The 16,544-nt window shown below is 34.4% G+C and carries 19 protein-coding genes and 1 pseudogene; 18 read left to right on the top strand and 2 right to left on the bottom strand.

The annotated features are described in order from the left end of the window. The first annotated feature begins 209 nt into the window (after window positions 1-209). From sigI to MHH59_RS17010, 3 genes are all read left to right on the top strand, one after another. On the top strand, window positions 210-932 hold the full coding sequence (gene sigI / locus MHH59_RS17020) for an RNA polymerase sigma factor SigI (RefSeq protein ID WP_340851899.1): 723 nt from the start codon (window positions 210-212) through the stop codon (window positions 930-932). Beyond that, window positions 925-2,322 (top strand): anti-sigma factor domain-containing protein, encoded by a 1,398-nt coding sequence (locus MHH59_RS17015; protein WP_340851897.1) that lies wholly within the window; start codon window positions 925-927, stop codon window positions 2,320-2,322. Before sigI ends, MHH59_RS17015 begins: the two co-directional genes overlap by 8 nt. Before the next feature lie 180 nt (window positions 2,323-2,502). Then, window positions 2,503-2,769 carry an ArsR/SmtB family transcription factor gene (locus tag MHH59_RS17010; RefSeq protein ID WP_000661861.1) on the top strand — a complete coding sequence of 89 codons (267 nt, stop codon included), beginning with the start codon at window positions 2,503-2,505 and terminating at the stop codon, window positions 2,767-2,769. A gap of 247 nt (window positions 2,770-3,016) precedes the next feature. Here the strand turns inward: MHH59_RS17010 and MHH59_RS17005 are convergent, their stop codons facing one another. After that, window positions 3,017-3,340, bottom strand: a complete 324-nt coding sequence (locus MHH59_RS17005) for a winged helix-turn-helix transcriptional regulator (RefSeq protein ID WP_002033301.1) — start codon at window positions 3,338-3,340, stop codon at window positions 3,017-3,019. Between the two features lie 124 nt (window positions 3,341-3,464). Between MHH59_RS17005 and MHH59_RS17000 the strand changes: the two genes are divergently transcribed. From MHH59_RS17000 to MHH59_RS16985, 4 genes are all read left to right on the top strand, one after another. After that, complete coding sequence (locus tag MHH59_RS17000) at window positions 3,465-3,998, top strand: NAD(P)H-dependent oxidoreductase (RefSeq protein WP_002128335.1); 534 nt, start codon at window positions 3,465-3,467, stop codon at window positions 3,996-3,998. A 211-nt stretch (window positions 3,999-4,209) separates the two neighbouring features. Then, entirely contained in the window at window positions 4,210-5,712 is a 1,503-nt protein-coding gene (locus MHH59_RS16995) for a class I adenylate-forming enzyme family protein (RefSeq protein ID WP_340851893.1), read from the top strand. 144 nt (window positions 5,713-5,856) lie between these two features. Continuing rightward, entirely contained in the window at window positions 5,857-6,420 is a 564-nt protein-coding gene (locus MHH59_RS16990) for a GNAT family N-acetyltransferase (protein WP_002128332.1), read from the top strand. 11 nt (window positions 6,421-6,431) lie between these two features. Continuing rightward, complete coding sequence (locus MHH59_RS16985; RefSeq protein ID WP_002165358.1) at window positions 6,432-7,331, top strand: PhzF family phenazine biosynthesis protein; 900 nt, start codon at window positions 6,432-6,434, stop codon at window positions 7,329-7,331. A 35-nt stretch (window positions 7,332-7,366) separates the two neighbouring features. On the opposite strand, the gene MHH59_RS16980 is transcribed toward MHH59_RS16985, so the two are convergent. Beyond that, window positions 7,367-7,576, bottom strand: a complete 210-nt coding sequence (locus MHH59_RS16980; RefSeq protein WP_002014052.1) for a hypothetical protein — start codon at window positions 7,574-7,576, stop codon at window positions 7,367-7,369. Window positions 7,577-7,660: 84 nt separating this feature from the next. On the opposite strand from MHH59_RS16980, the gene MHH59_RS16975 reads away from it, so the two are divergent. The 11 genes and pseudogenes from MHH59_RS16975 (at window position 7,661) to MHH59_RS16925 (ending at window position 16,497) form a co-directional block, all read left to right on the top strand. Continuing rightward, on the top strand, window positions 7,661-8,410 hold the full coding sequence (locus MHH59_RS16975; RefSeq protein ID WP_002165359.1) for a Nif3-like dinuclear metal center hexameric protein: 750 nt from the start codon (window positions 7,661-7,663) through the stop codon (window positions 8,408-8,410). Between the two features lie 5 nt (window positions 8,411-8,415). Beyond that, window positions 8,416-8,907, top strand: coding sequence for an NUDIX hydrolase (locus tag MHH59_RS16970; protein ID WP_002014049.1), 492 nt, complete (start codon window positions 8,416-8,418; stop codon window positions 8,905-8,907). 111 nt (window positions 8,908-9,018) lie between these two features. Continuing rightward, window positions 9,019-9,857, top strand: a pseudogene (locus MHH59_RS16965) (phosphotransferase family protein). Between the two features lie 27 nt (window positions 9,858-9,884). Further along, window positions 9,885-10,442 (top strand): DUF7010 family protein, encoded by a 558-nt coding sequence (locus tag MHH59_RS16960; RefSeq protein WP_002167929.1) that lies wholly within the window; start codon window positions 9,885-9,887, stop codon window positions 10,440-10,442. Between the two features lie 28 nt (window positions 10,443-10,470). After that, on the top strand, window positions 10,471-11,295 hold the full coding sequence (locus MHH59_RS16955) for a hydrolase (protein WP_016127336.1): 825 nt from the start codon (window positions 10,471-10,473) through the stop codon (window positions 11,293-11,295). A 117-nt stretch (window positions 11,296-11,412) separates the two neighbouring features. Then, window positions 11,413-11,877, top strand: coding sequence for a DUF459 domain-containing protein (locus tag MHH59_RS16950; protein ID WP_340851883.1), 465 nt, complete (start codon window positions 11,413-11,415; stop codon window positions 11,875-11,877). 516 nt (window positions 11,878-12,393) lie between these two features. Continuing rightward, window positions 12,394-12,789, top strand: a complete 396-nt coding sequence (spxA, locus tag MHH59_RS16945; RefSeq protein WP_000236196.1) for a transcriptional regulator SpxA — start codon at window positions 12,394-12,396, stop codon at window positions 12,787-12,789. Between the two features lie 30 nt (window positions 12,790-12,819). After that, window positions 12,820-12,954: a BA3454 family stress response protein gene (locus tag MHH59_RS16940; RefSeq protein WP_000573513.1), complete on the top strand. Its 135-nt coding sequence runs from the start codon at window positions 12,820-12,822 to the stop codon at window positions 12,952-12,954. 194 nt (window positions 12,955-13,148) lie between these two features. Next, complete coding sequence (gene saiR, locus MHH59_RS16935) at window positions 13,149-13,562, top strand: Rrf2-family transcriptional regulator SaiR (protein WP_001083471.1); 414 nt, start codon at window positions 13,149-13,151, stop codon at window positions 13,560-13,562. A gap of 125 nt (window positions 13,563-13,687) precedes the next feature. Next, window positions 13,688-14,023, top strand: coding sequence for an IDEAL domain-containing protein (locus tag MHH59_RS16930; protein ID WP_000987460.1), 336 nt, complete (start codon window positions 13,688-13,690; stop codon window positions 14,021-14,023). Window positions 14,024-15,177: 1,154 nt separating this feature from the next. Next, the gene (locus tag MHH59_RS16925) at window positions 15,178-16,497 is read left to right on the top strand and encodes an aromatic amino acid transport family protein (protein ID WP_340851882.1); all 1,320 of its coding nucleotides are present in this window, start codon (window positions 15,178-15,180) and stop codon (window positions 16,495-16,497) included. Window positions 16,498-16,544: the final 47 nt, after the last annotated feature.

Raw genomic sequence — 16,544 nt, 5'->3', positions numbered from 1 at the left:
TTGCAAAAGAAAACAAGAAAGTAATACAAAATACAGACTTCACTTTAGTACAAGTGGAAAAAATAGTCATATAAAAAGTCGGCCTCGAAAAATATGAGCACCAGCAAGAAGACAAGCCCAAAGAAAAGTACTAAGAAAATGTGGTTAAATGGTCACTTGTTTAGTGGCCATTTTGCTATTTGAAGCAGAAGGAGGCAGGGAGATTACTAGTGTTGAGTTTAGTAATGAAAATCTTAAAAAAAACGAAAATAGAAGATATCGTATTTAACATACAAAACAACGGAGGAGATAAGGAAACTTTTATCGTACAGTATCAGCCGTTTATTAGAAAATCAATCTCGTCTGTCTGCCGCAGGTACATTACAGAACAGGATGATGAATATAGTATTGGATTGTTTGCGTTTAACGAAGCAATTGAACAGTATTCATATAAAAAAGGAAAATCTTTTCTAGCGTTTGCTGATCTTCTTATAAAAAGAGATGTAATTGACTATATACGCAAGGAGTCTAAGCATAATCTTGTCTTTTTAAAAGAAGATAAGCAAGAGGAAATATTAGAAATACAAGTATCGCTTACGGAGTATATGAAAGAGATGGAAAATAGTAACCGTAAGGAGGAAATTCTTCATTTTCAAAGTGTGCTAGCTGAGTTTAAAATCACATTTTCAGAGCTTGCTAAGGAATCCCCTAAGCATCGTGATACGCGTGAGCACTTAATAGAAATTGTAAAGATTATTATAAAAGACGAGAAAATGATGGAAGAGCTGTTCCGAAAGAAAAAGTTACCCCTTAAACATATTGAACCACGTGTTAGGGTAAGTCGTAAAACGTTGGAGCGACATCGAAAATACATTATTGCGATGTGTATTATCTTTGCAAACAACTATACATATATTCTGGATTATATAAGAGGGGAGAAGCATGATGAATAAAGGAATTGTGATGGATATAAAGAAACATAACGTAGTTGTTTTAACTCCAAATGGAGAGTTTATTACGTTTAAAAGAAAAGTACACTCTTACATGATTGGAGAGGAAATCTCGTTTAACGAACAAGAGCAAAGAGCACCGCGTTTTTCAATCCCTTCTTTCTTAAAGCCTGCATCATTACTTGTTACTTGTTTTCTATGTGTGTTGCTGTTTTTCTACAACCAACCGGAAGAAAAAGTATTTGCTTATGTCTCAGTTGATATAAATCCAAGTTTAGAGGTGAGCGTAACAAAGGATCTTCGTGTTATAGATTTGCGAGCTTGTAATGATGATGGAAGGCGTATTTTAAAAGAAATGAAAGGGTGGGAAAATAAGCATCTGCAAGACGTAATACGTACTATTATAAAGCAGAGTCAAGGGGATAAGTACTTAACGAATGATAAGCAAGTTATGCTAACAGCTGTTACAAAGGACAAGTCGTTAGAACCACAGTTGGAAAAGGTTATGCAGGAATTAAAGAAAGAGTATGAGATAAAACATATTACAGTTGAATATCAAAGCAGTACGATGCAAATGCGGGAGGATGCCAAGAAAGCAGGGGTTGGAACGGGCGTTTATATAAAACAAGAGAATGAGAAGCAAAAATCGCTTACTCCACCTGCACCTCCGTCTAATCAAGAACAACAAAAGTCATCTTCTGATGCATCATCGGACGCATCTCCTGTAAAAGAAGAAAGCAACGAGAAGAAAGAGCATATAGAACAAAAGCAATCTAAGGAACAACAACCGAAGCAAATAAAAGAAAATAATGGGAATCAGCAAGAGAACAACGGAAGAGGATCACAAGGAAATAATGGGAATGGGCAAGGAAACAACGGCAGAGGGTCACAAGGAAATAATGGAAATGGGCAAGGAAACAAAGGCAGAGAGTCACAAGGAAATAATGGAAATGGGCAAGGAAACAAAGGCAGAGGGTCCCAAGGGAATAATGGAAACCAGCAAGGGAACAACGGAAGAGAATCGCAAGGGAATAATGGACATCAGCAAGAAAACAACGGTAGAGGTCCACAAAAAGAAAATAATGGACACCAGCAAGAAAACAACGGTAGAGGATCCCAAGGGAATAATGGGCATCAGCAAGAGAATAACGGAAGAGAATCGCAAGGGAATAATGGAAATGGTCAAGGAAACAACGGAAGAGAATCGCAAGGGAATAATGGGAATGGTCAAGGAAACAACGGAAGAGAATCGCAAGGGAATAATGGGAATGGTCAAGGGAACAACGGAAGAGAATCGCAAGGGAATAATGGGCATCAGCAAGAAAACAACGGTAGAGGATCGCAAGGGAATAATGGGCACCAGCAAGGGAACAATGGTAGAGGGTCTCAGTAAGGAAAGCTCCTACCACATAATATCGAGTGAAAGAAAAATCTATAGAATATTGAACAGAGGGATTCCTTCCATCTGAAGGAATTTCTTAATATTTTTTAAAATGACGGACATAAAATCGTATATCCTTTCGAATTATATATATGGATATCATTAATATTTATATAAAAGGGGAGAAAAAATATGAAAGAAATGTATGAAGAAATCACTGAAGTATTAAAGGTGTTGGCGCATCCTGTCCGTTTATCATTAGTAAAAATAATGCTTGCAAAAGGTCCTATTAACGTAACGACAATGTATGAAACATTACAAATGCCTCAAAGTACAATTAGTCAACATTTATCTAAACTAAAAGCTACTAAAGTCGTTACAGGTACTCGGAAAGGATTAGAAATTTATTATGAGGTAACAGATAATCGTACAAAAGCGATATTATTAAGCTTGGCTTAAAGGGTAACTGTTTAGATTTCAAAATTAAGTAAGCAATTCAGCGACTATAATTTTCTTATTAACATTAGTCGTATGTGTTGTTGTTTTTAATTTGTTTAATACATTTCTTTATTAGGGTCTTGCCGTATCACTATCAAGCTAAAGTTTAAATGGATTATAAAAATGAAAGTTTTCTTATTAGGGTCTTTTTGTTAGCTTGATAGTGATGTGCCATTCCCACTAGTATGTAAAGAATTTGGTAGTTTTTTTAGTCATGTAATCTTTTGATCTGATGGTCTTTTCCCCATTCAAATAGTTCATCCATAATTTGCATTAAAGATTTTCCATGTTCGCTTATTGTGTACTCAACCTTTGGTGGTACTTCTTGATATACAGTACGATGGATAATCCCATCAGCCTCAAGTTGCCGAAGTTGCTGTGTGAGAACTTTTTGTGTAATGTTTGGAATTTCTCGTTTTATTTCATTTGTTCGCATTTTTCCATCCGCCAAAACACATAAAATATGAATTTTCCATTTTCCACCGATCACGTCGAGTGTCGTTGCGATTGGGCAATTATCATTTTGATTCATATAACACCTCCAAAGGTACTTTAAGGTTCCTATAGCACTTTAAAGTACGTACTTTTCAATTATATGTGACTCACTCATACTAATACGTAAAGGATTGAATAATTTAAAAAGGGGATGGAAGATGATGAGAACACTTGTAATTGTAGCACACCCTGATATTGAAAAATCAAAAATTAATAAAAGATGGATCGAAGAACTTGAGAAACATTCGGATGAAATAACGGTGCATGAATTATATAAAGCGGCACCAAATTGGGAGTTTAATATTGAAGAAGAGCAAAAGCTATTAGTAGAACATGACAGATATATATTTCAATTTCCGCTTTATTGGTACAGTTCACCACCATTATTAAAAAAATGGTTCGATGATGTATTAACATATGGATTTGCCTACGGATCAAAAGGGGATAAAGTGAAGGGGAAAGAATTTGGTGTAGCTATTTCTATAGGTGGGTTAGAAAAAGACTATAAAAATAGCGGAATTACAATGGATGAATTAACGAAACCATTCCACGCTACGAGCTTATATACAGGAATGGAATTTATACCATCATTTTATTTATATGGTGCGGAATATGAAATCAGTGATGAAGAGATTGACAAAAGTGCACCTGAGTATGTGAAATATGTGATGAATAAGGAGTTTTCTAATATATAAGGAGAAATAGCCATTTACTTGTTAAGTAGATGGCTATTTTTGTTTATCCCGCATTAACCGCCCGTAAGGTGTGGACTAATAATCAGTGGGGATGAACACCTCACATCGACTAAAGATTCACTTCATTTAAATTCACTAAGTTTAATCTTTAGTAAATTAATAATTAATCTGATAAAATAAAAACCCTAACACATATAAAGGGGAGTTTTACTTGAGAACGATGCGACAATTATTACAAAAAAGAGCAATGCAGTCACCAAATTTGGAAGCGCTTATCGGTGGAGAGAAAAGGTATTCGTTTCAGCAGTATAATGAACGAGTAAATCAGCTTGCACATTATTTGTTACATACCGGTATGGAAAGAGGGGATCGTATAGGAATTCTATGCAAAAATAATCATCCGTTTCCAAGCGTTATGATGGCAAGCTTAAAAATTGGAGCGGTATTTATTCCGCTTAATCATCAGCTTACTGCTTATGAATTAGAATTGATTGTAAAAGAAGCGAGATTAAAAGTATTAGTTATTGATGATGAATTTAGTGAAGTTGTATTAAAGATTAATGGAGTTAAAGAAATTCCTTATGTAATTGAGACGACAAAAGAAGGATTTGGCTCATTTGAATTAAAATTAAAGGAACAGCCAATAACAGAGCCGAATGTGGAAGTTCATGAAGATGATGATGCCATTTACTTATTTACTTCAGGAACGACTGGACAGGCAAAAGCATGTGTAATTGGTCATAAAAACTTACACCATTATTTTACTGAAATTGCGGGGCAAAGAGAAATTCCAGCAGGTGAACGCTTTTTATCAGTGCACCCATTGTTTCATATGAGTGGCGTGCTTTCTATTTTAAATTGTATTTATCATGGCGTTACGATGGTCTTTTTAGCTGATTCGAATCCTACTCTTATTTGGGATAAGATTGAAGAAGAGAAAATTACTACGATGCTTGCGTTCCCAGCTGTTTATAGTTACATGCTTGATGAATTAGATAAAAAAGAGCGCAACATTTCGGCCTTTAAAGTAGCGCAAAGTGGTGGTACAAAGGTGCCAGAAACACTCATTCAAAAATATATGGAAAAAGGCATTTATATGGTGCAAGGTTATGGGAGTACAGAAGGTTGGGTAGTAACTTCTTGGCATCCAAATATGGGAAAAGAAAAAATGTCTTCTGTAGGGAAAACTTTGAAACATGTAGAGCTGAAAATTGTTCATCCAGAAACAGGTGATGAGCTAACAACAAATAAAGTTGGAGAGATTCACGTGAAAAGTCCGTACATGTTTAAAGGATATTGGAATAATGAAGAGGCAACAAAGAAGGTAGTAAAAGATAATTGGTTTAACATGGGTGATGCCGGTATGATAGATGATGATGGATTTCTACATATTATGGGAAGATATAAAGACGTTATCGTACGCGGTGGTGACAACGTATATCCAGATCAAGTAGAAGATGTAATTCATGAAATAAATGGCGTTTTAGAAGTTGCAGTAGTTGGGATTCCAAATGACTTTTGGGGGGAGGTTCCAACAGCTTACATTGTAAAGGACATTCAAACGTCTTTAACAGAAGAAGAGATTATTCAGCATTGTAAAGAAAAACTAGCAAGCTATAAAATACCAGAAGTTGTATTTATGGACGAATTACCGAAAAACGCTTTAGGGAAAGTGTTGAAGAGGGAATTAAGGGATGTTTTTCTTGTGAAATAAAAGGTTATTAAATAATGAAGAATCCAGTTATGTAAAAAGCATAACTGGATTTTTGTTTATAAAAAACATAATGATTTACTAGATTTTGTATTTTGTGTAAGATAATAAAGAATATTCAATTAACAATTAAAGGAAGAGATATAAATGAAGCTGCCACTATTACAAGTAGAGACAGAGAGACTGATTATTCGTCCATTTCAAAAAGAGGATTATGAAAGTTGGTTAGATGGATTCAATAAGAGGTTACCATCTCAATATAAATACGATGATGGCTATCATGACATGTCGTCTTCAACGAAAGAATGGTTTACGGAATGGATAAGAGGATTTGATGAGGCGGCAAGACGGGATGAAATGTACGTTCTAGGTATTTTTCAGAAAGAAGATGGCGCCAATATTGGAAAGTTAGAACTTATAAAAATTTTACGTATGGACTATCAATGGGCGATGATGGGTTACTCTATTCATAATCAACATTGGAAAAATGGATACGGAGCAGAAAGTGTAATAGCTGCGCTGCCGTTATTTTTTAATGGCCTTCAATTTCATAGAATCGAATTACATATACATATCGATAATGAGCCATCTATTCGTCTTGCAGAAAGAGCTGGTTTTTCATTTGAATGTACGAGAGAGGCATTTTCTATGGGGAATGGTAAGTGGGTAGATTTTCTTATTTATTATAAAAATAATGAAACGAACAAATAAGGGGATAAAAAATGAAGACTATAAACGTATTTCATTACGACGCATTTACGAATAAACCAAATATGGGAAATCCAGCAGGTATTGTATTAGAGGCGGATGGATTAACGGAAGAGGACATGCAGCGTATTGCTGAAAAAGTTGGATTTAACGAAACATCTTTCGTTCTTTCTTCAGAAGTAGCAGATATAAGAATGCGCTATTTTACACCAGGGTTTGAAATGGATTTATGTGGTCATGGGACAGTTGGAACTATATATGCCTTGCGTGAAAGAGGTTTATTAGAAGAAAAAACAAACCTTACGATTGAGACGAAGGCAGGTATTTTACCAATACAAATAGGTGCAAATGAAAATGGAGAAACCTTTATTAAAATGAGGCAGGCAGCACCTCAGTTTAAAGATTTTGCAGGTTCAAAAGAAGAATTAGCTCATAGTATCGGGTTAGAAGTAACTGATTTAGATGCAAGTGTACCAATTGTATATGGAAGTACGGGGAACTGGACTGTAATTGTACCGATTAAAAATCTAGATGCATGTGAAAGAATGAAACCTAAAAATGAGGCGTTTCCATCGGTATTAAAAGAAATACCTAAGGCTTCTATCCATCCAGTTTGTCTAGAAACTTATGATGAACAGGTGCAAATGCACGGTCGTCATTTTTCATCACCTTATTCTGGAATGATTGAAGATCCAGTGACAGGAACAGCTTCAGGGGTAATGGGAGCGTATTATGCGACGTATTTGGAGAAAGATTTTGACCGTGAATTGGAGTTAATCGTTGAGCAAGGACAGGAAATAAATAAAGATGGTCGTGTAACGGTTTATGTAACGAAAGATGTAGAAAATGATAACTTACAAATTGATATTGCTGGAACAGCGGTGTATGTAAAAGAGTTTGAAATTTCAATATAAAAGAATGAAGCCCAGTATATAAACTGGACTTCTTCTTACCTGTTCAACACTTCAATATACGAAGCATCCCCAGCTGTTCTAATAGTAGAGCGGAAATTATTGTTTTCTAACGTTTCAGCAACTTGTTTTAATTGCTGTGCATCATCGTGATGAATAATTAAACTATCTGCACCACTTTCTTCTATATGAATATGCTCAACATTTCCAATCGCTTCATGTATAGCTTTTAAAAATTCAGGTTTCATATTGTCCTCCTATATGTATGTAACGTCGTTAAATAGTATTTCCTTATTTTTGAAATATAAAAGTAAATGAAAGGAGAAATGAAAATGAATATAACGCAGTTCAAAGAACATATTACATCACTTTTTGAAGAGCATCTTAATAAATACGGTGATGACGAGTATGGCTTCACTCACATTAGTAAAGAGGAATTTCACAAAATAGGTTACACGACAAATTTGACGCTAGAAACAATTGAAGAAGCGTATAGAAATGGTGTCGATATGATAGTTACACATCATGCACCGTGGAGTTTTCTATTCGGTATGGAAGAGGCTTGTATTGAGAAATTAAAAGAATATGAAATGAATCATTTTTGGATTCATTTGCCGTTAGATTTTGTAAAGTTTGGCACGTGTACGTCGTTATTTAATGAAATTGGGATAGATACAATACTGGAATATTCCACGTATGAGGAAGAAGAGCTACCGGGAATAGGAGAATATAAAGAAGTGATTCCGTTTTCAAATTTAGTTGAAAAACTTGAAGAGAGAATGGAAGAGAAAGTGAAGAGCTGGAAAAATCATGACAGGCCAGTAAAACGGATTGCGATATTAACAGGTGCAGGAAACAATACAAACCTTATTGAGCGTGCGCTAGAAAAAGGTTGTGATACGTACATAACGGGAGAAAAAACATTATATACAGTGCAACATGCGAAATTTAAAGGCATCAATTTGATTGTAGGAAGCCACACATTTACAGAAGTATTTGGTGTAGAAAGTTTGGCTCGTAAGTTAAAAGAAAGAGATCGTGCAATAGAGATTATTAGATTAAATGAAGAGCATTTGGAGTGAGGGAAATGGTAACTATATGCGCAAATTATGGGGAATCAAAAGTGAGGTTAACGTGGAAAAAAGATTGTATATTGCCAGAATACGAAAGAATCACGAGTGTTCACGGTTTTTGTTTTCATAATAATAAGGTTTTACTGATAGACCATGAGCAGCGTGGTTGGGACTTTCCTGGTGGGCATATAGAAGAAGGGGAACTACCAGAAGAATGTTTTAAAAGAGAAGCGTGGGAAGAAGGTTATGTAAAAGGAGAATGTACTTTATTTGGATATATTATCGTTGACCATAGTGATAATCCAAATTGGAATGAAAATAGTCCGTATCCCAAAGTAGGGTATCAGCCGTTCTACCGGATGGAGATTAATGAAGTGCATAAGTTTGACGGTGAGTATGAATCCGATAAAAGGATGTTTGTTAGAGTAGAAGAGAGTGCAGCGTATCATTATAAATGGAATGAATTATATGATGAAATCTTGAAGGAAGCCGTTTTGATAAAATGAAAATTAATTTCTGCAATATTAAGATGTTAGAAGGGATTCTCTTGCGATTGTCAAATAATAGTAAAGTTGTCTTTTGAATTGGGGGAATCTTCGGAATTAAAGGGTGAGAGAATGGACATTTCAATAATTGCTGCACAACTAGTTAAGGAGAAAGTTATTTCACATGATCCAAATAGCGTAAAAGCGTTGAACGGAGGAACGACAAGTACTGTATATTTGTTGGACGAAAAATATGTAGTAAAGTTGAATGAAGCGGAAGTAATACGTGAAGAAGCTAATTTTCTCTCATTTTATGAGGAGAATAGTTTATTTTCAAAGCTTTTGTATAAGGAACCTTTACATACATATTTCGTGTATTCTTTCCTTGAAGGTAATACTTTGTGTAAACAAGGATATAAACGAAGTACGCTTCGTACACTTGTAAAAGAAGTTATCAATAAGTATAAAATGGTTCAGGGGCAGAAGGCTGGGGATGGAAAGAAAGTCCGGTTCAATCTTGGAATGAATTTTTAACGGCAAATGTGATGGAAGCTTATGAAAATGTAAGACGTTACATAAGTGAGGAAGATTATAGAATTGTTCTTAAACTAGCAAATAGGGACGCCGGAGTAAATCAGCCATTTTTATTACATGGTGATTTCGGATTTCATAATTTTATATTTCGGCAGAATAGGTTACATGGGGTAATTGATCCGTTACCTATTTTAGGAGATCCTTTATATGATTTAATTTACGCGTTCTGTTCAACTCCGGAAGATGTAACGAAAGAAACGATTGATTATGTGATGAAGCAATGTGTATTTCATAAAACAGAACGAGATTTATACGAAGAAATAGTAATAGGATTATATTTGCGTATAGATACATGTGTAAGACACCACCCGAAAGATTTAGAAGATTACTTAATAGCTTGGCGTTATTGGATGGGCGAAATTGAGCCGGCTTTATAGTACAAATAGTTTGGGGGAGATAGTGAAATGAACATAGCAGAAGCAAAACGAGATTTAGCACAAAGAACGAAAAAAGGATTTCCAGTTATAATAGCTGGTATTTTATTTTGGGTTGTAGCGAGTATAACGGGTGTTCTTCTTTCAGAAAAGCAAGTTGTGTGGGTGTATTTAATTGGTATGGGGTGTGTGTTTCCTTGCGGCCTAATGATAGCTGCCATATTAAAAATTGATATGTTTGCGAAAGGAAATCCGCTCGGGACTTTAGCAGGAGTAATTGGCGGGATAAATGTATTAAATATTCCGTTTGTGTTACTTGCCTATTTTCAATTTCCAGAGTGGTTACCTTTTGTAGTAGCGATGTTAATAGGTGTTCATTTTGTACCGTACGTATGGATTTATGAAAGTAAAAGTTATGGTTTACTGTCAGTAGGGACCGTATTCGTAACGTCAGTTTGCGGGATTCTTTTTGCTGACAATGGATTTACTTTAATTCCATTGTCAGTTACAGCTGTCTACTTACTAACTCTAATAGGTTTATTAATTGAAAATAAAAAAATAGATCATTATCAACAAAAATCAGCTTAATAAAAATATATGGATAGGGGGAATTATTATGAAAAATTTCGTTTGTACAACGTGCGGCGTACAGTATGCAGCGAGTGTGGAAGAACCAGTAAGTTGTGTTATTTGTGATGAGGAGAGACAATATGTGAATCCGAAAGGGCAGTCTTGGACGACTTTAGAAAACTTGCGAACGGGTGATACGTATAAAAATGAAATAATAGAAGAAGAGCATAGACTTTATAGCATTACGACAAAACCTAAATTTGCGATCGGTCAAACAGCATTTGTCATAAAAACAGATTCCTATCGTTTATTATGGGATTGTATTACTTATTTAGATGAAACGACAATTGGGAAGATAAAAGAGTGGGGCGGGTTAGATGCGATTGCACTATCTCATCCTCATTATTATTCGATACAAGTAGAATGGGCAGAAACGTTTGATGTACCAATTTATATACATGAAGACGATAAAGAGTGGGTAGTACGCCCGAGTAGTCGTATTATTTATTGGTCTGGTGAGTCTTTACAATTAGCGGACGGAATTACTATTCATCGTCTCGGAGGACATTTTAGCGGCGGTTCTGTATTACATTGGGAAGAAGGAAATGATGGGAAAGGTATTTTATTAACAGGTGATATTATTCAAGTCGTAGCGGATCAGCAGTGGGTGAGTTTCATGTACAGCTATCCAAACTTAATTCCATTGCCAGCGAGAAAAGTGGAGGAAATGGCGAATCGAGTGAAGCCATTACAGTTTAATCGTTTATATAATGCTTTTCACGGAGTAGTGAAAGAGAATGCAAATGAGGCAGTGGAACGTTCTGCTGAAAGATATATTAAGGCGGTAGAAGGAAAGTTATTTCGTACGTGAAAGGAGAATTAGCTCTATGAAAACGTTAGTATGCTTCGGTGATAGTATTACAGCTGATGAAACGTTTTTTGATGGAACGCCAAGGTTAACACCGCGTCTGCAAGAGATGTTTCCAAATTGGAAGGTGGTAAATGCGGGGGGGCGGGCGATAATACGTTCGATGCGTTACATAGGGTTGAAGATGATGTACTATCACATAAACCAGACTTTGTAACAGTTTTTCTTGGTACGAATGATTCGGTGTTATTTGATCCAGTGCCATTACAATCTTACAAAGAAAATTTAGAGAAAATTGTAAGTGCGATTTCATCAGAAAAAGTATTACTTATTAGTCCTGCACCAGTTGATGAAGCAAGGCAACATAATAGAACGAATGAAGTACTCGGTCAATATGCAAATGTGGTTGAGGAAGTGGCGAAAGAAACAGGAAGTCATTTTCTAAATTTGTACGCTGAAATGATTCAAGAAAAGGATTATAAGAGATTTGTAGAAGATGATGAAAAGGACGGTTTACACTTCGGACCACAAGGTTATGAATATTTAGCGAAGTTAATTTGTGAAAAGTTAAAAGGGATTTTGTAGGAAGCAAAGCGTGGGCGCTTTGCTTTTTTGTTCGCGTATTTCCTCCTACAGTGCAGTAGCTTTTATTATGCTAATTATATTTCATAGTAGCACATGTAAGAATGAAATGAATAAAGTGAAATATAATTAGACCTTACCAATTGGGTTATTAAGGGGAGCCCGACTTCGACCTAACTTTTTTGCTCTTGCCAAATTTTGAGGCGGTGCACTCAAATAGCGGGATAAAATGTACTTTAAAGAGGTGGTTAGCCGTAACACTATGAGACATTCGTACAAAAGAAAATGATTTGTTCCGCTAATGGAATGTATCCAAGACTTAACAGTTGATTAATTGAACTGTAAAGTTTAAAATTACAGTATAGTTTTAGAAGTGAGTTGCTATTTTTTGTGAAAAACAGATAAATTAAATATTCTCGAATGAATAATAAAACGTGTATTTCATTCTGAACTGTAATTTTTTTTAATACATTTCAATAATCTATATAATAATTTAAAAAGTAAAGGAGTGTGTAAAATATGGTGATTTTATATACGACAGCAAGCTGTAGTTCATGCCGAAAAGCAAAAGCATGGCTTGAAGAACATCAAATTGATTATACCGAAAAAAATATCGTATCCAATTCTCTTACAGTCGATGAACTTAAATCCATTCTTCGTTTAACTGAAGATGGTGCTACTGAAATTATTTCAACTAGATCTAAAACTTTTCAGGAATTAAATATAAATATTGAGGCGCTTTCGCTTAATGAGTTTTATAAATTAATAATTGAGTATCCTCAAATGTTACGTCGTCCAATTATGCTGGATGAAAAAAGATTACAGGTTGGTTTTAATGAGGAAGAAATTCGCAAATTTTTACCGCGTAGCGTTCGAACATTTTTGAATATAGAATTGCAAAAAATGGCTAATTAATAAGTAATATTTTGAAAGGAGGAAACAGAAGTGATTGAAGTATGTGTTACAGTTAATTATAAAGATAGAAACTATCACACAAATGTTATTGTGAGTAAAGATACGATTTGGACAAAAATTAAACAATTGGCAGAAGAACAAGTTAAGAAACAGTGGACTGTTTAAATTTATTTGCAACTTAAAAAGCTAAATGAAGTTAGGAGATATAGGGGAGTTCTGATAGAATATAAAGGAATTTATTTTTTCATGCTAAGCATGCTTCTTATATATTTTAACGTTTGACTAACCTATCTGTAATATTTATGGCTACAGTATGTTACTAAACGAGAAATCATATTTTTTATCGTAGGAGGACAACAATGAACAGCGACTTTACCTTGGCCATTCACAGTTTAACTTATTTAGCTTTACAGCCAGATCGGATGTCAACAAGTAATGCTATTTCCGAAAGTGCAGGTGTTCATCCAGTACGCATTCGCAAAGTGCTAAGTTTGTTAAAAAAACATAAGTTTATACAATCAAAAGAGGGAACGGGTGGAGGTTTTATTTTTGCCCGTGATTTAAGTGAAATTAATCTTTGGAATATGTATCAAATAACCTCTGAAGGGGCATTGCAGCCGAAGTGTCCAGAATCAAATGATCAGTGTATTGTAGGTTCGAACATGCGGAAAGTTCTTTTTGCTATTTTCTTAGGTGCGGAAGAACATCTAGGTGAATATTTAAAGAATTATACAATGAAAGAAGTTGTTGATCTTATTAATCAAGAACGTTAAGCGGCTTAATTATTATGTAGCCGTGAGTTCTTAAAAAATAAATGTAATAAAAAACATTACAGTTTAAATTGGTTTTTATATCTTTTTTATCGTTACAAAAAATATTTATAAGCAGGTGAAAAAGTATGATGTCAAATAATAATCATGTTTTAAAAGTGGGAGATTGGGTTCGTGGAATATCAAATGAGGGTGAATTCATAGTTGGTTACATTGTATCACTTGATGAAGTGGAAGGTGTAGTTACAGTTAGCATTGTGAAACGTGACGACAAGTACACAATGAACGAAGCGATATTACTCTTTAGTAAACATGTTAACAAACTCCCTGAATCAAAGGTAATAAATAAGGAGCAAATCCTTTATCTTATAGACCTTGCATTATTAACAGGGGATGAAGAATGGTTTATTGAGCTCTCTGCAAAATTAAACTTGATAAAAGAGCTAGTTAATGAGGGGTTTTAAAGATTACATTATTCGTTTTTAATAGGTTGGATCGTGCAATAAGCAATAATATCATCTAAAAGGAAATGAAATAAAACCCATCCAATACAAACATAGAAATATCCCTGAAGAAGAGTTGAAAAAACTAAAATTAAGATGACATTGAAGTGATTCGTTTGCCCACTCCTAACAATGATAATGATGTAAATAAGCTGTCCATATGGGCAGCTTATTTTATTTTTTCGTTTAGCGAAGATTTTTGCAAAATGTTAGCGGTTCTCTTATTGTCATCAAGTTAAAATATGTATTTCCCTAAAAATGTATATGAATGCAATATTGATAATATATAACCTAAAAATTGGTTTATGTATTTAAAAAGAAATTTCTTTTTAACCACGTTAATTATTTATTAGAATATCTTTTTTAAGTCAAAATAAAATTTTTAGATAAAGAAGAGTATAAATATTTTTAAAATGAGTAGCTTGAATAAACAATATTTTACTGTGTTTTTTGCTGATTAATTCCGTTATAAGCGATAGGAACAAGGGTTGCATGCTAACTGTAAGTTATTATCCATGTAAAATTATATCCATTAAATATTTCTGGAAATATAAAAATATTAATTTTATAAATATACACGTTATAATGAGGGCGTCGAGAGAAATTTTATGATCTCTGGAGAAAATATAAAAAATGCGATTAATAGAAAGAAAGGCGTGTGATTAGAGGCGAAATGTATGTAAAGTGCTTCAGTGGCTTGTGTAATCAATACCATAAATGCTGCCGAAGTTATGAAAGTGATGTATAGAATTGAGAAAGAAATGCCTCATAAATGAAGAGAGGCCGGTTTATCTAAAATTACTGTTACAAGTAAGTAAGAGAAACCATTAAAGTAACACACTGTTATTAGAAATGTTGCAACGTATTTATGAAGTCTATTCAATATTGTTCTCTTAAGCGGTCTTTATATAAAGAGCGGATAGTACGAGTAAACTTTTTTGTGAACGCTAACATTTATGTTAGGACGCTAACTAGCGAATGTTTCAATTTGGATTCATTATGATGAAGGACATACAATGTGGGGCAACTTGTAAGGAATTTATTTTCCGAAAAAAGGGAATGTTCGTTAGCTATAAAGAGATACGCAAGAATAGGATACAAGGGGGAGTTATTATATGAACGGGAATACTGCAAAGAAAATAGAAGTTCAAGCTGAAAATATCGCACTAGAAAATGAGCAATATGCAGATCCGAAAAAGTGGCATAAGCAGGATACTACATGGGCATTGAGCCTATTTGGAACTGCAATTGGAGCAGGGGTGCTCTTTTTACCGATTAATGCAGGTTCAGGTGGTTTATTATCATTACTACTAATTACATTGCTTGCATATCCAGTTATGTATTACTCACATAGGGCACTTGCTAAAATGATATACGCTTCTAATTCTGCTGATGAGGGGATCACAGGTACAATTAGAGAGTATTTCGGAAATAAAGCAAGTATCATTTTTAACATCGTATATTTCGGTTCAATTTATACAATCGTGCTAATGTATTCGGTTGCGCTTACAAATACTGCAAGTAGTTTTATCGTGCATCAATTGCACATGCCAGAGCCTCCAAGGGCTATTTTATCACTTGTATTAGTTCTTGGTCTTATCGCTATACTGAATTTTGGTCAAGATATTACTGTAAAGATCATGAGTATGCTAGTGTATCCTTTCATAGCTTCTCTACTTTTTATCGCAATATTTTTAATTCCACAGTGGAATACGTCAATTCTTAGCTTTTCAACTGTTTCTACTGCTTCAACAGGAACAGGATATTTTGGAACGATACTGTTGATTCTACCAATCATCGTATTCTCATTTAATCATTCACCTATGATTTCATCATTTGTTGTAAAACAGAGAGCTACGTATGGAATAGAAGCTACTGATGCTAAATGTGCGCAAATACAAAAAGTTTGTTATATCATGACATTCGCTGTAGTTATGTTCTTCGTTTGGAGTAGTACATTAAGCTTGACTCCAGAGGATTTAAAAATGGCAAAAGAGCAAAACTTATCAATCCTTTCATATCTTGCTAATGAGCTTAATTCACCTGTAATCACGATTGCAGCTCCAATCATTGCTTTTGTGGCTATTACAAAATCTTTCCTTGGCCATTATATCGGAGCATTTGAAGTAATGCGTGACATGATTATTAAGTTCGGTAAATCACGTGGGAAAGTTATTGAAGAAAAAACAATTAAGACAATCGTCCTTACTTTTGTTGTATTGTCATGCTGGTTTGTTGCTTATACAAATCCAAGTATTCTTGGACTTATTGATTCTCTAAGCGGTCCATTAGTTGCTGCTATCTTATGTCTATTACCGATGTATGCAATCAATAAAGTACCAGTACTAGCTAAATACAAAGGGAAAATGAGTAACGTATTTGTTATTATTGTAGGTGTACTTACTGTTTTAGCAAGTATTAAATCATTATTCTAATTCACGATTGTTAGTTCTAATGCAAAATAAAATAGAACGATTTTGGG

The sequence above is a fragment of the Bacillus sp. FSL E2-0195 genome, assembly GCF_038003645.1.
Lineage (GTDB): Bacteria > Bacillota > Bacilli > Bacillales > Bacillaceae_G > Bacillus_A > Bacillus_A mycoides.
Note: the sequence above shows the minus strand (reverse complement) of the source record. Positions and strands in the feature narration are given on the sequence as shown.